The following is a 23,062-nucleotide window of genomic DNA, read 5'->3' on the forward strand; positions in this document are numbered from 1 at the left end:
ATGACCAGCACCTCCCTTCGCTGGCGTTTCACTTTCGGTTTTATTGTCCTGCAGCTCTGTGCGGTCATCGCCTCGCTCAGCTTGGTTTTCTATCTCCTTTCCGGCCTCAAGCCCGATGTGGCAATTACGTCCATCTGGCTGTCTCAGGAAATCGCAGATTCAGTCCGTCTCGAGCCGAATGGCCGAGCAAGTCTGATGCCAACGGCTGAACTTAAAGAGATTATGGAAGACTCGCCTAACCTTTGGTTCGTGGCAGACCTGGGCAAAGATATCGTTCTGGCACATGGCGTGCCTCCCGGGAAAATTGCCGATAACATGCCATTCTTGCGGACGTTCAGAAGTGTCGAACTTCATGGCGATCTAGATGATCCGTTGAGTGTGGGCCGCATGGAGCGTTTCGACACCCAGGCCGGTGAGGCGACGATCTTTGCTGGCGGTGTCCCGATGTCTCAATATGGTGTGACCGTGCTGCTGGGGAACCTTGCCATCGGTATTCCGGCGCTGATCCTCGTCGCCATTTCGCTCATTGGCGCTCCGTTTGTCACACGCTGGGCTTTGCGATCCTTCAGCGACCTGACCACGCGTCTCGACAGGATCGATCTCGACACACGTGGCGCCCTGGTGGAAGAGCGGGGTCTGCCCAATGAAGTGCTTCGCCTGGTGCGCGACATCAACAGGGCGCTGCGTCGTCTCGATAGCGGCTTCGAGGCGACGGAGCGCTTCTTCGTCAACGCGGCGCATGAACTTCGAACGCCGATCGCTGTCCTGCAGGTGAGGATTGATACGCTTTCACCAAGTTCTGACAAGACCCACCTGCAGACGGCCATCAAGCGACTGACAGCGATCGCGAACCAGCTTCTCGACACCGAGAAGTACCGACAGAAGCCCCAGCAGAACGCACCTGTCGATCTCAACAGCGTTGTGTCGAAGGTGGTTGCCGATCTTGCTCCCCTGGCGATCTCTGAAGGCTACGAGATTTCGTTCGACAGCGATGCGGAAGATCTGTTCGTTCCGGGTGATGCCGAAGCTTTGGAGCGTGCATTCGTCAATCTGGTCCGTAATGCAGTCCAGTACGGAGGCGGCAGAGGACAGATATCAGTGAGCATTGAGGCTGACGGTAGCGTGATGGTCGCCGATCAGGGTTGCGGAATTTCCAGCGATAAGCAATCGCGCATATTCGAACCGTTTTACCGGGTCAGCCCTCACGGCTCAGGCGCGGGCCTCGGTCTCAGCATGGTCAATGAGATCGTGACCCGTCACGGCGGTTACGTTGAGCTTTCGTCCGCTCCAGGCAAGGGCAGCACATTTGCCGTGCGCTGGCGCGAGAAGCGCATTTTCCAGCGTCGGTAGCGGCCGGTGCCTGCGCTAAGGGGTCAGGGCATCCGTATCCGTCGGCGTTGGCTGGGCACGGCCGCGATCGCCTGATATGTGGCGGGCAATCTCTGGCTCGCCACCCACACTGCAAACATGCTTTGCCGATCGGTTGATTTTACGGCGCATGCCAAACGGAGCAGCCGCGACGACGGCTCCCCGTAATTTTCAGGTAACTCTCGTGACAGAGAAAGCCCGCAAATTTCATAGCACGGGCCACGACTAAATGACACGAAACATCACCCGCAAGCGTCTCATCCTGTCGGCGGTAACCCTTGTCGGTTTGCTGGGCGTCTGGCTTCTGTTTCTGCGTTCGCCGGCGAAGCCTGAACTGGTAACGGCGCAGGCGCGAACGGGTGACATTGAAGAGGTGGTGCTGGCGACCGGGGTTCTCGAACCGCTCGAGCTGGTGCGTGTCGGCGCCCAGGCGTCGGGACGCATTGAGCATCTTGCTGTCAAGATCGGTGACATCGTCGAGGCGGGCCAATTGGTTGCCGAGATCGATTCCCAGACCCGGCGCAACACCTTGCGGGACCGCGAGGCCGCTTTGGCCAACATCCGCGCCGTTCACGCCGCGCGCCGCGCCGGTCTGGTGAAAGCCGAGAAGGATTTCGAGCGTGAGCGTGACCTGCTGGCAGGTGGTTCCACGCCGCGCGCCCAGTATGACGCCGCGGTTGCGACGCGAGACAGCGCGCGGGCTGAGGTTCAATCGCTGGACGCTCAGGTCGCCCAAGCGCAGGTCGCGCTGGAGTCTGCGGGTATAGAGCTGGACTATACGCGTATCACTGCTCCAATCGCGGGCACTGTGGTCGCGATCGTCACTGACGAGGGTCAAACCGTGAATGCCCTGCAGACTGCGCCCACCATCGTCATGATCGCGCGATTGGACACAATGACGGTCCGCGCGGACATTTCCGAGGCTGACGTCGTGCGTGTGCGACGAGGCCTGCCGGTCTGGTTCAGCATTCTTGGCGATCCGAAGCGCCGGTTCGATGGGGAGTTGCGACAGGTGGAACCGGCCCCGGCTTCCATCGCCAACGAGAGCAACGCCGCTGCTAGCCGGATTAACTCAACCAATGGCGCGGTCTATTACACCGGGCTGATCGATGTGGCGAATGCGGACGGGGTCCTGCGGCCGTCCATGACGGCGCAGGTGTCCATCGTCTTGAGCCGCGTCAGCGGCGCCGTGCTGGTTCCGCTCAGCGCAGTGGAAGGGGCACCCCGGGCAGGTGATACGGCGCGCGTGCGGATACTGGACGCGATGGGCGAGGTCCAGATCCGGCAGGTCCAGGTCGGCATCGATAACGGTGCGGACATCCAGATTCTTGGCGGTCTTCAGGCAGGCGAGACCATTGTCCTGGGAGCATCCACGGACGAACGCACGGATGGCCAGGCGCAACTGGCCGCAGCGAAGCGGTAGGGCGCGCTATGACGGAACCACTGATCCGCGTACGTGGGGTATCCCGCGCTTTCCCCGCAGGCGACGAGATGGTGCGGGTGCTGAAAGACGTTGACCTCGACATCGAGGCCGGCGAGATGATGGCCATCATCGGTGCTTCTGGCTCCGGCAAGTCGACGCTGATGAACATCCTTGGCTGCCTCGATCGTCCGACGGACGGCAGCTACTGGATCGAAGGGCGCGAGACCTCGAAGATGTCGGTGGACGAACTGGCCGCGCTACGCCGTGAGCGTTTTGGTTTCATCTTCCAGCGCTATCATCTGCTTGGCGATCTCAGCGCGGCCAGCAACGTCGAGGTGCCGGCCATCTATGCCGGACGCAGCCGATCCGACCGGCACAAGCGAGCGATCTCCTTGTTGACCCGGCTGGGGCTCGCCGAGCGGACGGGCAATATTCCGGGCAAGCTTTCGGGCGGCCAGCAGCAGCGGGTGTCGATCGCCCGCGCGCTGATGAATGGCGGCGAGATAATTCTGGCCGACGAACCGACCGGAGCGCTGGATACGAACAGTGGCGCCGAAGTCATGAAGATCCTGCGCGAGCTTCACGCCGAGGGGCACACCATCATTCTCGTCACTCACGACAAGAAGATCGCCGAACATGCGGATCGGGTTGTAGAGATCAGCGACGGCGTCATCATTTCCGACGAGCGCAATATACCCAAATCCGCGGCGATGGCCCGTCCCATCCGCGAGCACGCGCCGGGCGCTGGCTGGCGCGGCGCAATTGACCGGATGACTGAGGCCTTTCGTATGGCGGGCGCGGCAATATGGGCGCACAAAATGCGCTCGCTTCTGACCATGCTCGGTATCATCATCGGTATCGCCTCGGTAGCGGCAATCTCGGCTCTGGGAGCCGGTTCGCAGCAACAAATCCTGAGTAGTATCAGTTCGCTTGGCACCAACACGATCGAGGTGCGGGCCGGTAAAGGCTTCGGCGACCTGGAAGCGGGCAGGATACGGACCCTGGTTCCCGCCGATGCAGAAGCGCTGATGAACCAGCCCTACGTCGACAGCGTGACACCAACCGTCACGACAAGCGTAACTGTCAAGCGCGCCGCCGTGGCCGTCAATGCGTCAGTCACCGGAGTTGGCGCGGACTTCTTTCGTGTACGGGGTCTTGAGGTGTCGCATGGACAACTGTTCGACGCCCAGGATGTTATCGCCTACAGCCAGAATGTGGTGATCGATGCAAACGCCGCGCGAGACCTGTTTCCAGACGGGGTAAACCCGGTGGGGCAAGTCATCCTTCTGGGCACAATGCCGGCGAGGGTCATAGGCGTGACGAAACGGGAAAACTCCTTCGGCCCGGCGGTTGATACGTTGACCGTTTATGCGCCTTACACAACCGTTATGGGTCGCATGCTGGGTCGGCCGAACGTCGACGGCATAACGGTCCGTATCAGAGACGATGTCGACCCGGGCAATGTCGAGGCCGCAGTTTCGCGCCTTATCGAGCGTCGGCATGGCACGAAAGACTTCTTCCTTACCAACTCAGCGACCATTCGCGAGACTATCGAGACCACCACGCAAACCCTGACATTGCTGATTTCGTCAGTCGCCGTGATCTCGCTGATTGTCGGCGGCATCGGCGTGATGAATATCATGCTGGTGTCCGTGACCGAACGCACCAAGGAGATCGGCGTTCGCGTGGCCGTTGGCGCGCGCCGCAGCGATATCCTCTCCCAGTTTCTGATCGAGGCCGTCATGGTCTGCCTTGTCGGCGGCTTCATGGGAGTGATGCTCGCCCTTGGGATCAGCGCTCTTTTTAATTTGCTGAGCCCCGACTTCAAAATGATCTTCTCTTCTGGCTCCATCCTTGTGGCCTTCGCCTGCTCCACCCTGATCGGAATTGTCTTCGGCTTCCTTCCCGCCCGCAACGCGGCAAAGCTGGACCCAATAGAAGCCTTGGCACGCGAATGATGGCTGGAAAGCATGCGTGATGGCGCCGTGACGAATAGCAGTGGCCATTGCCGTTTGGAATTCCAATTGGGTCCGCCGCTCTGACTCGATCCTCAGCGCGAAGTGCCAATCCGCGCTTGAAGACATGCGATCTGCACTCCGTTCGACCACGCTATGCTGCTGCAAAGTGAAATGAGAAAGGAGAGCTACTAGGTGGGAGTATCCAGTTAGCTCCCACTCTCTTCATGTTTAAATCGTGGACCCGCGGGAGTGTGTTCAGGTCAACGTGCCGCCATCAACGGTCAGGATGGTTCCGGTGATTTGTCGGGCCGCGCCAGATGCGAGGAACGCTACGGCAGCCGCGACATCTTCCGGCTCGCCGTACCGGCCGAGCGGTATCAGGGCGCGCTGAAAATCTCCGAACTCGCCCTCGGCCGGGTTCATGTCCGTGTTGGTTGATCCCGGCTGAATGAGGTTGACAGTGATGTCACGTGGACCAAGTTCTCGCGCCAGACCGCGGGTAAACGATTGAAGTGCCGATTTGGTCATTGAATAAACCGTCGATGGTCCGACAATGCGTTCCGCGCCTGCGGAGCCGATTGTGACGATCCGGCCACCTTTGCCAAGATAAGGCATCGCGGCTTGCGATGCCAGGATCGGGGAGCGAGCGTTGACAGCGAAAAGAGCATCGATCTCGGCAACGGTGAAATCCGCCACATCCTTGTAGATCGCGATAGCCGCATTGTTCACCAAGATGTCGAGGCCGCCCAAGGCTTGCGCCGCTTGATCGACCGACCGCTTAACCGCCTCTGGGTCCATGCTGTCAGCCTGGATAGCCAACGCCTTGCGCCCTTTGCCTTCGATCGTTGCCACAACTTGCGCTGCCCGATCAGTGGCGCGTTCGTATGTGATCGCTACATCAGCACCTTTTTCGGCCAGTGCGATTGCGATCGCGGCTCCAATGCCGCGGGACGCACCAGTCACAAGCGCACGTTTACCTGCTAGTTCACTCATCGATTTATTCCTTTCGTTATCGACAGAGGAAATGTCTCGCCCGGCCGCCTTGCGGCGGGCGTCCGTGCGGCCTGCCACCGCACAATTATTTTTGGGATTACGCGATCAGGACCGGCAGACCGCTCAAGCGCCGGTTGTCCATGTCGTCATGCGCGCGGGCTATCTCGTCAAACGGATAGCGGATGGTTTCGAGATCATCGAAAATGCCTGAGCGCAGCGCATCCCATAGCTCGGAAGTTGCGGTCTCAACTGCTCGTCCCCGGACATATTGAGGGGTCCCACCACTGCGGACAGCTACCCCCCGACGCACAAGATCTGGGGCCGGCGCTGGCTGACCCGTCGCGGCTCCAATCGCGGCAATCACGCCACCGTCACGTACACTCGACGCGCCCAGAGCAAAGGTCGCCCGGCCGACAAAATCATAAACGACGTCGACACCGTCAGGTGCGATCGCACGGATCTTGGCGGCGATATCTGGCTCGCCAGCGTGGAAGGCATGAGTAGCACCGGCCGCGACCTTGTCGAGCTTATCCGGCGATCCTGCGACGCCAATCACTGTAGCACCCAGCGACTTCGCCCAGCGAGACAGGATAGCACCCACGCTCCCCGATGCCCCAAGTACCAGCACTGTGTCGGTGGATTTGAGATTGTGGAGACCACGCATCCCCATCCATGCCGTCGCGCCCTTTGCCAAAAAGGTCGCCGCGTTCTCGTTCGAGATATCGGCGGGCAGGCGAATGAGCGGCCGTGCCGGAATGATCCTCTCGGTGGCATACGCGCCTTCCAAAAAGAAGTAAGCGACCCGATCGCCGACCGACAGCCCCTCAACGCCGGATCCGACCTCGGTGATCGTCCCGGCCGCTTCAAAACCGGGGACCGCTGGCAACGCCATCGGATACTGACCTTTTCGTACCATCGTATCAACGAAGTTGAGGCCGATCGCATCTTGAATGAGTCTGACCTCGCCGGCACGAGGCGCGCGCAGTTCTTTCTCGATGACTTGCAAGACCGACGGTCCGCCGGCCGACTGTATTTGAATGAATTCTGTCATGATCTTGTCTCCGTATTCCAGATGGCGCGCGGCGTTCCGATTGCAGAAGGAACGAGCGTAGCGATTCAATCGAACTTGACGAGATTGAGAGCGGGCAGGGGACCACCTGGGAACTGAAGCAGCTGGCTGCCGACTGCAAGCCCGCCGAGATCGATCCCGAAAAAGCCGATGCGATCAATGATGGCAGAGACCTCAGCCTTCGCCCTCATATCGTCGCCCGAGTAAAACAGGACGCGCCTGCCTCCTTCCGAGTGGGGGTCGCCCGTCAGTTGGGTTGGCGTCAGATGGTTGAACGCCTTGACGACGAGCGCGCCTGGCACAAGGGCGGTGAAAATATCCGTAGAGGTGCGGCCGCCAAGGTCCGCAGGCCTGTAAAGCGGCGCTTCGATGGAGTTGTTGGCGTCGATTACGATCCTGTCGTCAAAGTTCAAACCGGCGAGCGCGCCAGGTATCTTTGACCAGGGGACTGCCACGAGAACGATGGCTTGCGCCGCGGCCTCTTGGGCGCTTCCAGCCCGGATCGTGCTTCCAAGTTTTGAAACAAGCGCCGTGAGGCTTTCCGGTCCTCGGCTGTTTGCGATCACGGCTTCGATTCCTGCCCTGCCGAGCGCAGTGGCAAATGCGCTCCCGATATTTCCGGCTCCGATAATTCCAATGGTCATCACCCACTCCTTTACGGTTCGTGAGAATTCTGTCTGCGACGGTCGGTTTTCCCGCTACATCCTGGGCCTGATGCCGGTGGCGTTGCAGAAATTCGCTTTTGCTGTTGATTGGAATATGGCTGGCAAATACACCCAGCATAAGTCATAGATGGATTGTTTTAGTTTCAATCAATGCTTGAAGGTTACGTTTAATGGAGACACTGGCAAACCTCGAAGCGTTCGTTCGAAGCGCAGAAGCGAGCAGCTTTTCTGAGGCTGCACGGCGTCTCTCGATCACGCCGGCGGCAGTCAGCCGGAATGTTGCAATGCTGGAACGCAACCTCGGTATACGGCTCTTTCATCGCTCAACGCGGAAGTTGACCCTGACCGAGGCGGGGGAGTCGTTTCTGACAAGCATCGGCGACAGCCTGAACCACCTTCAGGGGGCAATCGACGGGGCATCACAAACGAAAGGCGAGCCCGTCGGTGTTTTGAAGCTCAGCATGAGTTTGTCATTCGCGATGGGATACGTTCTCCCCGCATTGCCCGACTTTCTGGCCCGTTATCCGGGCGTCCGACCTGACTGGCATTTCGACAGCCGTAAGGTCGATCTTATCGCTGAGGGTTTCGACGCCGCGATCGGCGGTGGTTTCGAACTCAATCCTGGCATCGTTTCCACGACGCTCGCACCCGTGCACGTTATCGCGGTGGCATCGCCCAGCTATTTTGCTGCACGTCGCCGGCCGGCCAGCCCCGCCGATCTGGCCGATCATGCCGGAATCTTGATGCGGTCCTCGAATTCGGGCCGGATCAGGCAATGGATGATGCGGGACGCTCAAGGACGCGAAGAGCGCGCGCTCCTCAACGAGACGATTGTGATGAGCGACGCCGCTCCCATGGTGCAGGCGGCGATCGCGGGGCTGGGCATTGCATTGTTGGCTGTACCCGACGTGCTGCCACATATGGAAAGTGGCGCGCTCGAACGTGTCCTTCCGAAGTGGTATGCCGATGCCGGATCTATCTCGCTCTACTACTCCGGCCGCGCGCTCCAACCGCTAAAAACACGCGCTTTCATCGACTTCTATACTGAGTATTTCCGTCGTGAGCGCCTCAGTGCCCGGCTTGCAGGCAGTCTAGGCTGATGTCCAAACGCCTTGTTAGCTTCCTTTGAAGCCGTGGTCGTTTGACTGCGTCGAATATCCCATATTCAACACATGCTTGAAGATGATACAACCGATATGATGCTAATATTCTAGGACAGGGATGGGCAAATATATCACTCCACGGACACGCAAAAGGAGTGAAAAAATGACTGAATTAGCCTCGTCTCGATATCTTCCACTGAACGGGAAGATCGCACTTGTCACCGGTGGATCGCGATCTATCGGCGCATCGATCGCACAGCGTCTCGCAGCGGATGGCGCTCAGGTTGCCTTCACCTATCGTGGATCACCTGCGAAGGCTGAGGAAGTTGCTGTCGCCATAGAAAAAACGGGCGCGCGCGCGCTGGCTATTGCCGCTGATGCCGCTGATCCGGACGCGATACGCGCCGCCGTTGCCGCGACGGTCGATAAGTTCGGCGGCCTCGACATTTTGGTGAACAATGCCGGTATTGCCCTTGCCGGTCCCATCGACGACATCGCCTTCGATGACTATCAGGCAATGCTCGCTGTCAACGTAACCGGCGTTTTCGTTGCCACGCAGGAGGCCGTGCGCCATATGAAGGATGGCGGCCGGATCATACAGATCGGCAGTTCGATCACGAAATATGCCGGGGTGCCCGGGCTGTCAGCATACGGCCTCACAAAAGGGGCCGTCGCCGGTTTCAACCGGAGTTTGGCTCATGACCTCGGGCCACGCGGCATCACAGTCAACACGGTGCATCCAGGCCCAACCGACACTGACATGAACCCTGTTGATGGCGAGTTTGCCGCTATGCAGATCTCGCGTATCGCGGTGGGCCGCTATGGAAAGCCCAAGGAAATTGCGGACGTGGTCGCATTTCTTGCAAGTCCGGAAGCCTCGTTTGTAACAGGTGCCGACATCCGGGCCGATGGTGGCTTCACGTCCTGAAAATGCCGGGGCGAAATGCAAAATTGCTGCGCCAAGCGCAGCGAATTCGACGCCTCACCAATAATCAACGGCTCAAGGCCGGCTTGAACGACGCGGTTGCAAGACGCCGCAGCGGCTTGGCACGATCAAAAACAAGGGTCGCCTTTGGTGGTTTCACCGTTGCGATCTCGATCTGGAATGCGCGCCCAGCCGCCGTTCAAGCGCAAAACCGAACCGTTTCATATGAACCCGTGTTCGCGCGTATCGGAGCCGGACAATAAACACGCATCATCGACGGTGATCGAGGATGTTTTCCAGTCCTTTATCCCAGTAGGGTTGATTGCCGAAGCGATTTACAAGCCAGTCGATGAACACTCTCACTTTCGGTGCCAGTTCGCGAGAGCTTGGATACAAGGCCCAAAGCGTCTGGGTTGAGACCAGCGGGTACTCCGGAAGGACCGGAACCAGCGCGCCGGACTGTAGCTCTTCCGACGCGCACCACGTGGCCATCAGCGCGATGCCCAGCCCGGCAGAAGCGGCATCGCGCACTGCAGTGCCGTCATTGATGCGGAGACCCGGAGTAACACGTCGTTCGATCACCATCGAACCGTTCCCCCGAAATGTCCAGAGATCGAGCGTGCCGACGACGAGGCAGGTATGTTCCGCGAGGTCGTCGGGCGTGCTCGGCCGGCCGCGTTTTTCGAGATATTCGGGTGACGCGACCAGCACCCGATTGTCGGGAGCAAGCCGCCGCGCGACAAAGGATGAGTCGCTGAGCTCGGTATAACGAACCGCCACATCGAAAGCACCTTCGACCAGATCAACGATGCTGTCCGAAATGCGCAAATCAAGTGCCAAACCGGGATATTGCCTGCAAAATTCAGCCAGGCCCGGCACAATATGCATTCGCGCGAACGAGGCAGGGGCCGCTATTCGCAATGTGCCGCGAGGCGCTGCTTGCTCTCGCCCAAGTGCCGCTCGGGCGGCCTCCGCAGCGACGACAATATGTTCCGCATGCGGCAGGAACGCCAGACCGTCTTCAGTCAAAGTTGCTTGCCGTGTAGTGCGATGGACGAGCCTTGCATTAAGTTTTCGCTCGAGAACCAACAGTTTGGCGCTAGCGCCAGCGGGCGTCAGACCCAAGTCGCGAGCTGCGGCACTGATGCTGCGAAGTTGAGCAATCCGCACGAAGAGATTTAATTCGTCCACGTCCATTCGCCGACTTTCAAAATTTTCTTGAAGGTGATCCTTAATCTGGGCCACTACCGAAAGCAATCGCGATAAATCACATAGAACATCGAAACGGCGTCGACGCTTCGAGGCCGCAATGCTGCGACGGCGGAGCAGGTTTTCCGTCCCATGCCGACGCCGGCGACAAGAATCATTACCTTCGATAGAAGAGGAGCCTGAAATGAAAGCGATGTCACTCAAATCCTTCGGCGGTCCAGAAGCCTTTGAGCTCGTCGAAATTCCAAAGCCAGTTCCTAAGGCGGGGCAGGTTTTGGTGCGGGTCCATGCCACATCGATCAATCCCCTCGACTACCAGGTTCGGCGAGGCGACTATCGCGACCTGGTGCCGTTGCCTGCAATTACCGGTCATGACGTATCGGGCGTTATCGAAGCGACCGGTCCGGGCGTAACAATGTTCGCTGCAGGGGACGAGGTCTGGTACACGCCGCAGATCTTCGACGGGCCAGGCAGTTATGCCGAATACCACGTTGTGAACGAAAACATCATCGGGCGCAAACCCAGCTCGCTGACCCATCTTGAGGCTGCGAGCCTTAGCCTGGTTGGCGGAACCGCCTGGGAAGCGCTTGTCTCGCGTGCTGCCCTGAGGGTGGGTGAAAGCATATTGATCCATGGCGGCGCTGGAGGGGTTGGGCACGTCGCTATCCAGGTTGCGAAAGCCATCGGAGCAAAGGTCTTTACGACCGTTCGCGAAGAAAACTTCGAGTTTGCGCGAAATGTGGGAGCGGACGTCGTCATTGATTACAGGAAAGAGGATTATGTCGCCGCCATCATGCGGGAGACCGAAGGCCGCGGAGTAGACGTCGTGTTTGACACCCTCGGCGGCGAAACATTGTCCCACAGCCCGAAGGCGCTTGCACAACTCGGCCGCGTCGTCTCGATCGTGGACATCGCACAGCCTCAAAATCTCATTGAGGCATGGGGCAGGAACGCGAGCTACCACTTCGTCTTCACGAGGCAGAACCAAGGCAAGCTCAACGAGCTGAGCACTCTGGTGGAACGCGGTCAGCTGAGGCCGCATGTTGGCGCCGTCTATTCGCTCGCCGACCTTCCGCTTGCCCATGCGCTGCTCGAGAAACCAAACAACGGTTTGCGCGGCAAGATCGCGATTGCCATTGATCCGCAAGCCGACACAAAGGTGCAATCATGATTTACGAGATCGCTGTGCTGCCTGTCCAAAAGGACAAGATCAGCGAGTTCAGGCAAGCGTTCGGAGGTGTTGTTCCTTTGCTCACACGTGCGCGGGGTTACCGCGGTCATGTCCTCGCCCAGGGGATCGAAACGCCGGAGGTATTCAATCTGATCGTGCGATGGCGGTCGCTTGACGATCATACTCCGGGTTTCGACGCGAGCGAAGACCATGAGCAGTTCATGGGAGCCATACAGGAATACTTCTCGGGGGAACCGACGGTCTATCATCTCGAGGACGACAACAGCGGCTCGCGTGACTATCTTCCTGGGAAAAGCGGCGCGGCTTAGAGCGCACAACGGCAAGGGTTGCGCCAATAGCAACGCCGGGTTTCTCTGACGCCGACTTCCGCGATGCCACCATGTCCCTATTCTCCTGGCAACAACCAGCAAGGAGATCGCGACATGCCTGCAGTTCTCGTCCACGGCGTACCCGACACCCACCGGATCTGGGACACCGTTCGCTCTCATCTTGAACGCAGTGACATCGTCACGATCGATCTTCCCGGCTTCGGTCATCCGTTGCCGTCGGATTTCAGGTCAACAAAGGAAGAATATCTCGACTGGCTTACCAACCGGATCGATGAGTTCGGCGAACCCGTAGATCTGGTCGGTCATGACTGGGGCTGCCTGCTGACAGGCCGTCTGACGTCGATCCGGCCGGATCTGGTGCGGACTTGGACCGGCATCAGTGGGCCGATCGATCCGGAATATCCGTGGCACTATCTCGCCAAGATCTGGCAGACGCCAGGTGAAGGCGAGCAATGGATGAAGGATCTCGACCTCGAGGAATTTGCGGCGAAACTCGTCGAGGCGCAGATGCCGAAAGATGCGGCGGATGAATCGGTTCGGCATCTCGATACCACCATGCGGGCAAGCATTCTCGCACTTTACCGTTCCGCAATCGAGGTCGGGGAGGAGTGGAAGCCGGATCTACGCAGGATAACGGCGCCAGCACTCGTGATCTGGGGCATGGACGATCCGTTTCTGCCGCACCGCTTCGCCGACGAGCTCGGCAACGCCGCGCACGCACGCGCCGTCGTTAAGCTGCGCGCCTCGCATTGGCCGATGATAGAGCGTCCGGCCGATGTCGCGCGCGAACTCGAGGCCCATTGGAGACACGCTTAACTCCTCACGCTTGCGCCCAATCATTTGTCGGGAAACGAAACCATGTGACGCAGCAAGGCTAGCATTGCCCGGGCTGCACCAGACAGGAGCACGCCTACATGACCAATTCACCAAACACCCGGATCGGCGTCGGCATCGTCGGCGCCAGTGCCGATCGAGGCTGGGGCGGAGTTGCGCACGTCCCGGCACTGCGGGCGCTCGATGCATTCCAGATTCGCGCCGTCAGCACGACGCGTATGGAGAGTGCGAACGCGACCGCTAGCCGACTGGGCGCCGATCTCGCCTTTGACACACATCAGGCACTGGTCGTTCGGCCCGAGGTCGACCTGGTGGTAGTTGCGGTCAAGGTTTCGGATCACCAGCAGATCGTTTCCGACGCGCTCGCCGCGGGCAAGATGGTCTATTGCGAATGGCCGCTCGCGCGAAATCTATCGGAAGCCGGAGCGATAGAGGGGCTTGCCCGCAAACGGCGGCTGCGTACGGTTATTGGCCTGCAGGGCGGCCTGCACCCGCCGATCCGCTACCTTCATGACCTCGTCCGTCAGGGCGTGATCGGCATGCCGCTCAGCACGAGCATCCGAGCGCATCTGAACGATGACATGTGGGTCGGCCGATACGACCCGCCATTCGAGTACATGGCTCGCGCAGCAAATGGCGCGACGCTTCAAAGCATCATGCTCGGCCACGCGCTCCAACCATTGGCCCACGTGCTCGGCGGATTCAAGAGCCTGTCCGCCATCGTTGCCAATCAGCGCGGCGACGGCGTCCGCCTTTCGGATGGCTCGTCCCTCCCGAAGGATGCGCCGGACGAGATCATCGTCGCCGGCGCTCTCGAAGGTGGGATCGTCACTTCTCTACACTACAGCGCCGGACAGTCCGCCTGCTTGGTGTGGGAGATCCAGGGCACGGAAGGCAGTCTGCGCGTGGAGACGGCATCGGGCTACATCCACTTCGGTGATATGACCATCACTTTGCGCCGCGGCAGCGAGCCTGCCCAGCAGCTACAGATTCCAACACGATATGCGGCTCCCGACCTGCAACTCGAAGCGCCTGCGGCGGGTGTCGCGCGGCTCTATGCCCAGCTCGCCGCCGACCTTCGCGACGGAACCGCAGATGCGCCAGACTTCGCGGTCGCGCTCGATCGTCACCGGGTGCTTGAGGCGATCACACAGGCCAATCTGACGGGTCATCGCCAGCATCTCAACCCCTAAAAACCCAGGAAGGGTTCCAGCATGTGCTGTGGCTCATCTTTGCGCGTGCAACCCAAAAGCCGAGCAACCGCGTAAGCACCGGCGTGCTTTCGTATCACGCTCCAGGTCGGCGGGTGGGCGCCCGGCAATGCAAACGAAGTCCGACTTCGGTACAGTGGTGTGGTCGGGTCCCAGCGTGTGTCCGGTGTTGGAAAGCGGCTTCAACACGTCGCGGACCTTTATCGAATACGAAGATCAGAACCAGTTGAGCCACCGTTTTCCGATATAGTGGCTTTGACGAGATCCGGTTTGCGTAAAGGGGCGCATCATTGGTGAGAGGCTGGGCGCAAACGTCTCCGCTCGAGCCTCACACCGAACTCGGAACTAGTCCCGTCGTCGCTCTCTTCTCATGCGCTCATGCTGCCGGCGTGCATCTTCTGCCATGATTTGGCTTAGCCTTGCCGACTCAAGGGCCCGCAGTTGCGCGTCGTCGCGACGCTGCTGTTGCTGGAGCATGCATGCGGTATGTGACGATGATCCGTATCGTGCGCCCATTCCAGAGCAGGTGTCGAGATCGGCGTAGCGTTCCTGTTCCGGTGTCTGGCAACCGGTCAGGATAAGGAGGCCTGCGAACATTGTTCCGGCAGACAGGCGTCGAATGACGATGTGATCTTGGGAGGCTTTGCTCATTTGGTGTACCTTTTTTTTTAGGCAAGTCAGTCAATTGCGAGAGCGAAGCGCGATCCCGCCAGACCCATATGGAATCTCACAGTTACGCAGAAATTACGTGATTCCGCACCAAGCTGGCTTTCACGGTTGACCCCGACGCGACGTCATAGTTCAGGCAGTGTGTCGATATTGTTTGGGTCTGGCGGCCCGCGATGGCGCCGTCGGCGATGCGAGGTTCGACATGACTGCACCTGATCTCATCCCGATTGAAACGCTTTTTGGAATGCCAGAATTTTCGCGGGCTCAGATTTCGCCCGATGGCCGGCTGGTGGCCTATCTGGCGCCCTGGCATGGGCGGTTGAATATCTGGGTGCGGCCAGTCGGACAAGGCGCGGGGCGGCGACTGACTAGCGATGACATGCGCAATATCGACGGCTTCAGTTGGACGCGTGATGCTCGCTACATCCTCTTCGTCCAAGACACCCAGGGCGACGAGAACTGGCACCTTCATCGTGTGGAGGTGGACGGGGCAGAGACGGTGGGCGGGAAGGCTAGGACTGTCAACTTGACGCCCTATTCCGGTGTGCGGGTAATGGGACTGGACTTGTCCGCCGCGTTTCCAGGCAAGGCTTTCGTGCAGATGAACCTCAGAAGTCCGGGTTTGATCGACCTGTACGAGGTCGATATCGAAAGCGCTGAAACCAGGGTCGCTGCCATTAGTCCCGGTCGGTTCGTACGCTGGATCATCACGCCGAACGCACTGCATGCCTTCATCATCAACGACGGGGGTGACCACGAACTGGCTCGGTACGAGAACGGTGCTTTCACCACGTTGGCGAAGCTGAGCGGACGCGACCAGCCAATCGGCCCGATGCCGCTGATGGTGGCGGCGGATGGAAAGAGCATCTTGGTTGGCTGCAACGCGGGCAGCGACCACACCTATCTTGCTGCCATTGACCTTGCGACGGGCACGCACAGGGTCGTCGACAGCCAGCCCGATTTCAGCCTCGATACGCCGCGGCCAGAGGCCGATCCGCGCTTTCCCTCGTGCCTGATAACCAATCCTGTGACAGGCGAGCTGCTGGGACTGCGTTATCTTGGCAAAAGACAGCTGATACGGCCTCTGAACGCGCATTTTGCCGCCGTGCTAGACAGCCTACAGCGGCTGTCAGAGGGGGAAATAGGGTACATTTCCTGCGATGCCGATGGGCGACAATGGGTGGCGGAATTTTGGAATGACCGGCATCCCGGCACGACATGGTTTTACGAACATGAGAGCGGTGAAGCGTATGTGCTTGGCGAGCGATTCTCAGCGCTCAACGCCGAGCGGCTGGCGAGCGTGCGACCCGTCGATGTGCTGTCGCGCGACGGATTGACGTTGCCGTGCCATGTCACGCTGCCCGTCTGGTTCGCTGCCAAGGATGAGCCGCGTGCGCTGCCGACCGTACTTCTGGTCCATGGCGGGCCCTGGTATCGCGACGCCTGCATCTATGATCCGGAAGTGCAGTTCCTCGCCAACCGCGGCTATGCCGTGCTGCAGGTGAATTTTCGCGGCTCGACCGGCTATGGCAAGGCGTTCATGCAAGCAGCTATAGGGGAGTTCTCCGGGCGCATGCATGACGACCTGATCGACGGGCTCGACTGGCTAATCGGGCAGGGTATTGCCGACCCGGCACGGGTAGCGATCTACGGGTGCTCCTATGGCGGTTACGCCGCGCTGGTGGGCGCCAGCTTCACGCCGGAGCGCTTCGCCGCAACCATTTCCTACTCCGGCATGTCCGATCTCCGGATGCTGGTGGATGGGGCCGTCCCGTTCGTACGACCTGCGCTGATCAACACCTACCTTTCTTACATGGGCGATCCTGATATTGAGACGCAGAACCGGGACATGCTTGCACGCTCGCCGGTCAGCCGGCTTGATTGCATTTCCAAACCGCTTTTGGTGGTTCACGGCGCGAACGACGTGCGCGTTGCAAAGGCACAGGCGGATCTGGTGGTGGAAAGGGTGCGTGCGAATGGTGTGGAGGTCGACTATCTTCTCAATGAGCGCGAAGGACACTGGTTCATCAACGAGGATAGCAATATTGAGCTTTATCGGAGGATCGAGCGCTTTCTTGCACGGCATTTGAGGGGCGAGTAATGAGGGCGGCGCATGCGCAGTAAGGAGATTGCAGGACTGGCGGGTGTAAGCATCCGCACGCTGCGGCACTACCACCAGATCGGACTTTTGCCGGAGCCGCCAAGACAGAACAATGGGTATCGCGCTTACAGCGTGCCGCATTTGATCCGACTGCTGCGTATCGGTCAATTGACAGCGCTCGGTTTCTCGCTCTCGCAAATCCCAGCCTTTCTCGACGGTCGTGCCGAAATGAGCGAGGACAGTTTGGACGCCCTTCTTGAGGGGCTCACGCGGCAGATCGAACTTCTGGAGCGTCAACGCCGGACTGTCACAGCCCTGCGTGACGGCAAAGGACCGCCCGACATGGCGCCGGAATTTGCTGCCTCTCTGATGCCGCTGGAGGTCGGGCGAGACCCTAAAGCGGTGCGGGCTGGTCGGGAACAATCCGTACTCCTGTCACACCTTTTGGATGAAGGGCAGCGCGCAGAACTGGCCCGGCTCTATGATCAACTCGCGGATCTCGAATATGGTGCTACCGTGCGAGAGCTGGGGGATCGTTTCGACGCGTTGGGGCCAGATAGTGACGACGTCGAGATTTCAGCTCTTGCCGAAGATTACATCGCCCATCTTGGATCATGGATGAGAGACTTCGACAACGCGCTGAGCGGCGGCAGGAAGCGCCAGGCGGCAACGCTGCTTTGGCTTCATGCCCTGGAGAATACGAACGATCAGCAGAAACAATTACTGAGGGAAATCAACAGCGGGCTGAAATCCAAGCGGTGATTGCGCGGTTTGCGCTGATAGTCGTGAGATGATTGACCGGTCGCGGGCGGCAACCGGATCCATGACGTTGAAATGCGCCCCTGTCCCGCGTCCAGACATCATCAAGCCATATTCCAAACATCTGGTTATGGCTGGGGTCAATCATAATCAAGAGCAATATCATGGATATCAACGTTGCTTTAAAAGCCTTCATCCGCACCGTCGAGAAGGGGTCGATTACTGCTGCGGCACGGGACCTGGGGGTAACGCAGCCGGCGGTCACGAAGCATATTTCGAACCTCGAACGGCACGTTCAAGCCAGGCTTCTGGAGCGCTCGTCGAAAATCGTTCGCCCGACGGCGCATGGGCTCGAATTATACGAGGCCAGCCGTGTTGCGATCGCATCGATCGACGCGGCGCTGGAGGGCGTTCGCATCAACACAGGTGAAATCGAAGGCAATCTAAAAATTCACGCCCCATCCTGCATTGGTGTTGGTCATCTCGAACGGATAGTCGGGGAATTTCAGGAAAAGTATTGCGGGATTTCCGTCGAACTGGCTCTCGACGAGCGCACAGTCGACTTGGTCTATGATAATTTCGATTTGTCAGTTCACTACGGGAAAATCGAGGATCAGGACGTCATCGCACGCCGCATCGGATGGGTGGAGCGATTTCTCGTCGCTTCCCCTCTCTACCTGCAACAGGTGGGGCAGATTGACGACACGGGACGACTTTCAGAGCTTGAGGTTATTGGCACTCCGAAGATGCTTGCCCAGCGCAATGCTATTTCCCTGTTGGGACCTGATGCGCGCGCCGAAGACGTCACCGTCAGGCCATTGCTCATAACGAACAATGCGCATGTCATGATTGCAGCACTTTTACGAGGACGGGGTGTGGGACTTGTGCAGAAGAACCTCGTATTGCACTTGTTGGCCAGCGGCGAGCTTGTAAGGGTGCTTCCCGAATATTGGCTGCGATCTACCGAAGCATTTCTCGCCTATCCGTCCACAAAGTTCATGCGACCGGTCGTCCGGGCATTTACGGACTTTGTTATGCCGCGGCTCAGGAACATTGACGGGATCTCCCCGGTGCAGCGGTAGCGGCGCATGGCATAGCCAACGGTTATGACGGCTATCACTCATGCAGATATGGAATATTCCCTCTGTTGGAGGATACCGTACGATGCAAGCACGTGTGCCAGCCGCAACCCGAAAGTCGCCTTCCATGATGCAGAACCGAAACAGTTTCATATCCCGTCGTACGTTCATAGTCGGCTCTTTAGCCGCGCCGGTCATACTCGGCGGATGCACAACAGTCCAAGAAAGATCGGCGTCGGGCTCGCCCCAGCCCATTGCCACTCCGCAGCCTTCACCGGTCGACCCGGATCTCGCTTCCCGTTACGCTGCATTTGAGGACGGGGGACATGTCGTTCCTGCAGTTCCTTTTGAGCGAATGAACCCGGAATATCTCAGGCAGCGCGTTGCTGACCCGACCGGGGAGGCGCCGGGAACTGTTGTCGTCGATACGCCAAGGCGATTTCTCTATCTGGTGGAAAACGGCGGAACTGCGTTACGATATGGCGTTGGCATCGGGCGCGACGGATTTTCATGGGAAGGGAACGGATATATCCACTGGCGTCAGCATTGGCCAAGATGGAAGCCGCCAAGCGAGATGATTGCGAGGCAACCCGAACTGGAAAAATACTCTGTAGCAAACGGAGGGATGGATCCTGGACTGCATAACCCGCTCGGCGCTCGCGCTCTTTATATTTTCCAGAACGGAAAAGATACGCTGTATCGTCTCCACGGCAATCCCGAATGGCAATCCATCGGCAAAGCTGTTTCATCCGGCTGCGTCCGCCTTATGAACCAGGACATCGTTGACCTTTACGACCGCGTTCCGTTCCACGCGCCAATCGTCGTGCATCAGACGCCGATGGCCGTGTGATAGCAAACTGAGCGTGACGCGTTCGCTGCTTGCCGCGATACGATGGCCGCCTAGTAATACTGCGGGGCAAGATCGCTGCAGATATTTTCTGAAGAGAGCCACACGTGGGGAAACGCCGCGAGCATACCGTTTCTCAGCCATTGCTGGGCCGGGTGCCCGTCATTGCGACGATGCCAGGACAGCACGAATGGGACAGGGTTTAGGGGGAGCGGGAAATCGAAGACTGCAAGACGCTCCGCAAAGCCTGAATGAGCAACCACGCTTTCGATGACGGTCGCGACCATATCCGACGATGCAACCAATGCCGGCGCGGCGTGCATATGGGGAATAGTCACGGCCGCCCGCCTCCTGAAATTCTTCGAAGCCAGTGCGGCATCGGCGACATCCAGTCCCTCATTATCGGGTGCCACCAGAATATGCCTCAGAGATAGAAAAGTCTCGCGATCGAAAGGGCGGCCGAGGATTGGATGATCCTTCCTAAGGATACAAACGAACCGCTCCTGGAAAAGCCGGGCACTGAGGATCCGGCTCGTGGGCGTGGGGGGAATGCCGACCGTCAGATCAACGCCGCCGCTGTCGAGCAGGGAAACCGCGTCATCACGGCTGCTATAATCCCTGACCTTGATATCAATTCCGGGGGCTTTTTCCTCAAGCAGCGACAGGAGGCGCGGCAATATGACTGAACCTGCATGTGCCGAAACGGCAATGGAAAAAGATACGGTCGATTTGCCGGGATCAAAACCCTGCGTGAATTGCAATGTCCGCTGGATGTCCCGCAGAGCAAGTGAGATCGGTTCGGCAAGTTCTACCGCTCGCGGTGTAGGTTGAAGTCCGTTCGGCCCGCGAACGAATAATTCGTCCCGCAGCAGAAACCGCAATCTCGACAAAGCCGCGCTCATGGCCGGCTGGGTCCGGCCAATACGGCTTCCGGCGCGTGTCACATTGCGCTCGGAATTGAGGGCATCAAAGGCAACGAGAAGATTGAGATCGATACCGTGTAAATTCATGGAATGGATAATTAAACTCATCCTTCATCGATCTCAAGCATCTTTTCCGCGTCAGCGCGAATGTCCGTTTCCGTCATTCAGCAACCAACCCGGATACTCGACAGGCAGACGACTGACCTCATCGAGCTTCGCCAAGTCGGTATCGTCCAGCGCAATCGATGCGGACCGAATGTTTTCCTGCAATTGCTCGACGCGCTTGGCACCGACGATGACGGTCGAGACGATGCTTTGCTTCAGCAACCAGGCGATCGCGATCTGAGCCGGGCTAGCGCCGTGTTTCTCCGCGACGGCTTTAAGGATCGCGATCAGGGGCTCCCCCCGGATGCGATCGATGGGTGGAAAATCCAATTCCGTCTGTCGGCCGCCTGCTGCGTTACCACCGGCGGAGTACTTTCCGGTGAGATAGCCGCCGGCAAGTGGACTCCACACCATGAGGCCAACACGTTCAGATGAGAGCAGCGGGCCAATCTCCCGTTCCAGATCGCGCCCGACAAGCGTATAATATGCCTGCATTGATGTAACGGGCGCGAGAGCTCTGGCGCGTGTTATCCCGATCGCCTTCATGACCTGCCACGCGGCCCAGTTCGAAAGGCCGATGTAGCGAACATCGCCGGCCCGGACGAGCGTGTCGAGCGCCTCCAGCGTTTCCTCTATCGGCGTCGCGGAATCGAAGGCGTGAATCTGGTATAGATCAATGTAGTCCACACCCAGCCGGCCGAGGCTTGCCTGGCATTCGGAGATTATATGACCACGCGAAGCGCCGCGATGGTTCGGTCCCTCACCCATGGCGGAGGCGACTTTGGTGGCGATCACGACATCTCTGCGCGACACGCCAAGGTTCCTCAGCGAGCGTCCCAGTATTTCTTCGCTACGTCCGCGCGCATAGACATTTGCTGTATCGAACAGGTTTATGCCGGCGACGAGAGCGGCCTTGACCAGTGCATCGGCATCCTCCTGGTCGAGTCTCCCCACTTTTCCCCATAGCCCGTCGGTTCCCCCGAATGTCATGGCGCCGAAGCACAACTCCGACACGAACAACCCGCTTTCACCCAGCTTGCGCATTTGCATGATGTCGTCCTTCTTTTTGATTTCCGAGATTGGGCGGCGGCGATGGCTTTTGTTGAGCGTATTCCCAATTGACGCGCTAACGGCCGGCTCGACATCCTGTGCGAACGCCGAGCCATTCTGCGACACGTCAAACAAGGTGTTGCCGTTCGCCAGTTCTTGCCGCAAGCTCGACGGCTGCGATCAAACGGCTGTTATGGCGCGCATGGTCGAAACCTGGAGTGGTGTATGTACCATTCGTCAGATCCCGCCCCAGGGACGCATAAACCTCCCCGACATTGATAGCGGCTCCTGCCCAGAAATCGGCGGCTGTTGGGCCGACACCATTGGAGACCGGCCTGTCGGGCGCAGCAAATTCCAGGCTTGACGAAATTGAAATGTCTCCGACCTGTACGCCTGCCAGGTGATTGCCGGTGAGCATAAGCGAGCCCTGCGAGCCACGGATCTCAAAAACGAAACTCGCGTTTTCTGCATGGACGCCGGCCAGAATCTGCACGGATACAGGCGCACCACTTGCCGTCTTTGCGATCAGATCGAGATGATCCGGAACCTCTCGCTTCGAAGTATCACCTGTATCGACGATCTCGATCTCCGGCCAGAGCAACTCCGTGCGCGCATCAACCTCGGTGATGTTCCCGAGCACTGCCTCGATGACGTCCAGCACGTGGCCTGCCGTAATCGTCATGAAGCTGGCGCCGGAAGCGGCCTTGTTGAAATAGTCATACATGCTTGGAGATTGCGGACCGTAGCCGAATGTGGTCGCGCCGACACGCGCGGACATCAAGCGCCCGAGCTTTCCTGAAGCGACCAGTTCGGCCGCACGCCGGACGGCAGGATTATGCCGGCCTTGCAGGCCGATCGCGGTATGCAAAGACCCCACTGCCGCAGCCATCTCGTTTGTTTCCGACAGCGTTGCGCCCAGAGGCGCTTCGCAATAGACCGATTTGCCCGCCTGCAGGGCGGCCATCACGAGCTCCTTGTGTGCCGGCACTTTCACGGCGACCGTGATGACCTCAATGCTCTCATCTCTTATCATCGCATAGGGATCGGCAAACCAGAGTTCTGCTCCGAATGCTTCGGCCGCCGCCTTGGCGCTTTCCTCGCGTCGGGTCGCGACTGCCGCCAGCGTCAGGTGAGGTTGTGACGCCAGGGCTGGCACATGCGATGCGCCCGCCCAACTTGCGTGAGTGTCTGCTCCAATAATACCCACACGAAATTTCTTATCCGACATCTGTAATGCTCCAGGTCACGTT

19 protein-coding genes and 1 pseudogene are annotated in these 23,062 nt (G+C 59.0%); 13 read left to right on the plus strand and 7 right to left on the minus strand.

What is annotated here, in order from left to right; all coding sequences use genetic code 11:
- The 3 genes from WA845_RS13115 (at position 1) to WA845_RS13125 (ending at position 4,749) form a co-directional block, all read left to right on the plus strand.
- The gene (locus WA845_RS13115) at positions 1 to 1,350 is read left to right on the plus strand and encodes an ATP-binding protein (RefSeq protein ID WP_112554273.1); all 1,350 of its coding nucleotides are present in this window, start codon (positions 1 to 3) and stop codon (positions 1,348 to 1,350) included.
- A 247-nt stretch (positions 1,351 to 1,597) separates the two neighbouring features.
- On the plus strand, positions 1,598 to 2,791 hold the full coding sequence (locus tag WA845_RS13120) for an efflux RND transporter periplasmic adaptor subunit (protein WP_112554275.1): 1,194 nt from the start codon (positions 1,598 to 1,600) through the stop codon (positions 2,789 to 2,791).
- 8 nt (positions 2,792 to 2,799) lie between these two features.
- The gene (locus WA845_RS13125) at positions 2,800 to 4,749 is read left to right on the plus strand and encodes a MacB family efflux pump subunit (protein WP_112554276.1); all 1,950 of its coding nucleotides are present in this window, start codon (positions 2,800 to 2,802) and stop codon (positions 4,747 to 4,749) included.
- Positions 4,750 to 5,004: 255 nt separating this feature from the next.
- On the opposite strand, the gene WA845_RS13130 is transcribed toward WA845_RS13125, so the two are convergent.
- The 3 genes and pseudogenes from WA845_RS13130 to WA845_RS13140 form a co-directional block, all read right to left on the minus strand.
- Positions 5,005 to 5,742 carry a glucose 1-dehydrogenase gene (locus WA845_RS13130; protein ID WP_112554278.1) on the minus strand — a complete coding sequence of 246 codons (738 nt, stop codon included), beginning with the start codon at positions 5,740 to 5,742 and terminating at the stop codon, positions 5,005 to 5,007.
- A 97-nt stretch (positions 5,743 to 5,839) separates the two neighbouring features.
- Positions 5,840 to 6,793 (minus strand): zinc-binding dehydrogenase, encoded by a 954-nt coding sequence (locus WA845_RS13135; RefSeq protein WP_162719162.1) that lies wholly within the window; start codon positions 6,791 to 6,793, stop codon positions 5,840 to 5,842.
- A 65-nt stretch (positions 6,794 to 6,858) separates the two neighbouring features.
- Positions 6,859 to 7,464: pseudogene (locus WA845_RS13140) on the minus strand (NADPH-dependent F420 reductase); the annotation flags it as partial.
- A gap of 182 nt (positions 7,465 to 7,646) precedes the next feature.
- Between WA845_RS13140 and WA845_RS13145 the strand changes: the two are divergent.
- Positions 7,647 to 8,576 carry a LysR substrate-binding domain-containing protein gene (locus tag WA845_RS13145; RefSeq protein ID WP_112554280.1) on the plus strand — a complete coding sequence of 310 codons (930 nt, stop codon included), beginning with the start codon at positions 7,647 to 7,649 and terminating at the stop codon, positions 8,574 to 8,576.
- 166 nt (positions 8,577 to 8,742) lie between these two features.
- Positions 8,743 to 9,507, plus strand: a complete 765-nt coding sequence (locus WA845_RS13150; RefSeq protein ID WP_112554282.1) for an SDR family oxidoreductase — start codon at positions 8,743 to 8,745, stop codon at positions 9,505 to 9,507.
- Between the two features lie 267 nt (positions 9,508 to 9,774).
- On the opposite strand, the gene WA845_RS13155 is transcribed toward WA845_RS13150, so the two are convergent.
- Positions 9,775 to 10,701 carry a LysR family transcriptional regulator gene (locus WA845_RS13155; protein ID WP_107327358.1) on the minus strand — a complete coding sequence of 309 codons (927 nt, stop codon included), beginning with the start codon at positions 10,699 to 10,701 and terminating at the stop codon, positions 9,775 to 9,777.
- Positions 10,702 to 10,897: 196 nt separating this feature from the next.
- Here WA845_RS13155 and WA845_RS13160 point away from each other — a divergent pair, with 196 nt between their 5' ends.
- The 8 genes from WA845_RS13160 to WA845_RS13195 all read left to right on the plus strand — a co-directional run bounded on the left by WA845_RS13160 (position 10,898) and on the right by WA845_RS13195 (position 19,737).
- The gene (locus WA845_RS13160; RefSeq protein WP_269842506.1) at positions 10,898 to 11,884 is read left to right on the plus strand and encodes a zinc-dependent alcohol dehydrogenase family protein; all 987 of its coding nucleotides are present in this window, start codon (positions 10,898 to 10,900) and stop codon (positions 11,882 to 11,884) included.
- The gene (locus WA845_RS13165; RefSeq protein ID WP_112554286.1) at positions 11,881 to 12,213 is read left to right on the plus strand and encodes an antibiotic biosynthesis monooxygenase family protein; all 333 of its coding nucleotides are present in this window, start codon (positions 11,881 to 11,883) and stop codon (positions 12,211 to 12,213) included. The genes WA845_RS13160 and WA845_RS13165 overlap by 4 nt, the downstream gene beginning before the upstream one ends.
- 114 nt (positions 12,214 to 12,327) lie before the next feature.
- The gene (locus tag WA845_RS13170; protein ID WP_112554288.1) at positions 12,328 to 13,050 is read left to right on the plus strand and encodes an alpha/beta fold hydrolase; all 723 of its coding nucleotides are present in this window, start codon (positions 12,328 to 12,330) and stop codon (positions 13,048 to 13,050) included.
- Positions 13,051 to 13,148: 98 nt separating this feature from the next.
- Positions 13,149 to 14,261 (plus strand): Gfo/Idh/MocA family oxidoreductase, encoded by a 1,113-nt coding sequence (locus WA845_RS13175; RefSeq protein ID WP_112554290.1) that lies wholly within the window; start codon positions 13,149 to 13,151, stop codon positions 14,259 to 14,261.
- An 889-nt stretch (positions 14,262 to 15,150) separates the two neighbouring features.
- Positions 15,151 to 17,049, plus strand: a complete 1,899-nt coding sequence (locus WA845_RS13180) for a S9 family peptidase (protein WP_112554367.1) — start codon at positions 15,151 to 15,153, stop codon at positions 17,047 to 17,049.
- Positions 17,050 to 17,061: 12 nt separating this feature from the next.
- Positions 17,062 to 17,811 carry a MerR family DNA-binding transcriptional regulator gene (locus WA845_RS13185; RefSeq protein WP_112416860.1) on the plus strand — a complete coding sequence of 250 codons (750 nt, stop codon included), beginning with the start codon at positions 17,062 to 17,064 and terminating at the stop codon, positions 17,809 to 17,811.
- Between the two features lie 161 nt (positions 17,812 to 17,972).
- Entirely contained in the window at positions 17,973 to 18,890 is a 918-nt protein-coding gene (locus WA845_RS13190; RefSeq protein WP_337322363.1) for a LysR family transcriptional regulator, read from the plus strand.
- A 127-nt stretch (positions 18,891 to 19,017) separates the two neighbouring features.
- Positions 19,018 to 19,737 (plus strand): L,D-transpeptidase, encoded by a 720-nt coding sequence (locus WA845_RS13195; protein ID WP_376784464.1) that lies wholly within the window; start codon positions 19,018 to 19,020, stop codon positions 19,735 to 19,737.
- 50 nt (positions 19,738 to 19,787) lie between these two features.
- On the opposite strand, the gene WA845_RS13200 is transcribed toward WA845_RS13195, so the two are convergent.
- The 3 genes from WA845_RS13200 to WA845_RS13210 form a co-directional block, all read right to left on the minus strand.
- On the minus strand, positions 19,788 to 20,765 hold the full coding sequence (locus tag WA845_RS13200) for a LysR substrate-binding domain-containing protein (protein ID WP_112554296.1): 978 nt from the start codon (positions 20,763 to 20,765) through the stop codon (positions 19,788 to 19,790).
- A gap of 30 nt (positions 20,766 to 20,795) precedes the next feature.
- Entirely contained in the window at positions 20,796 to 21,812 is a 1,017-nt protein-coding gene (locus tag WA845_RS13205; protein WP_112554369.1) for an aldo/keto reductase, read from the minus strand.
- Between the two features lie 127 nt (positions 21,813 to 21,939).
- Positions 21,940 to 23,040, minus strand: coding sequence for a Gfo/Idh/MocA family protein (locus WA845_RS13210; RefSeq protein WP_337322364.1), 1,101 nt, complete (start codon positions 23,038 to 23,040; stop codon positions 21,940 to 21,942).
- Between the last annotated feature and the right edge of the window lie 22 nt (positions 23,041 to 23,062).

The organism is Agrobacterium sp. CMT1, from assembly GCF_037203725.1.
Taxonomy (GTDB): Bacteria; Pseudomonadota; Alphaproteobacteria; order Rhizobiales; family Rhizobiaceae; genus Agrobacterium; species Agrobacterium pusense.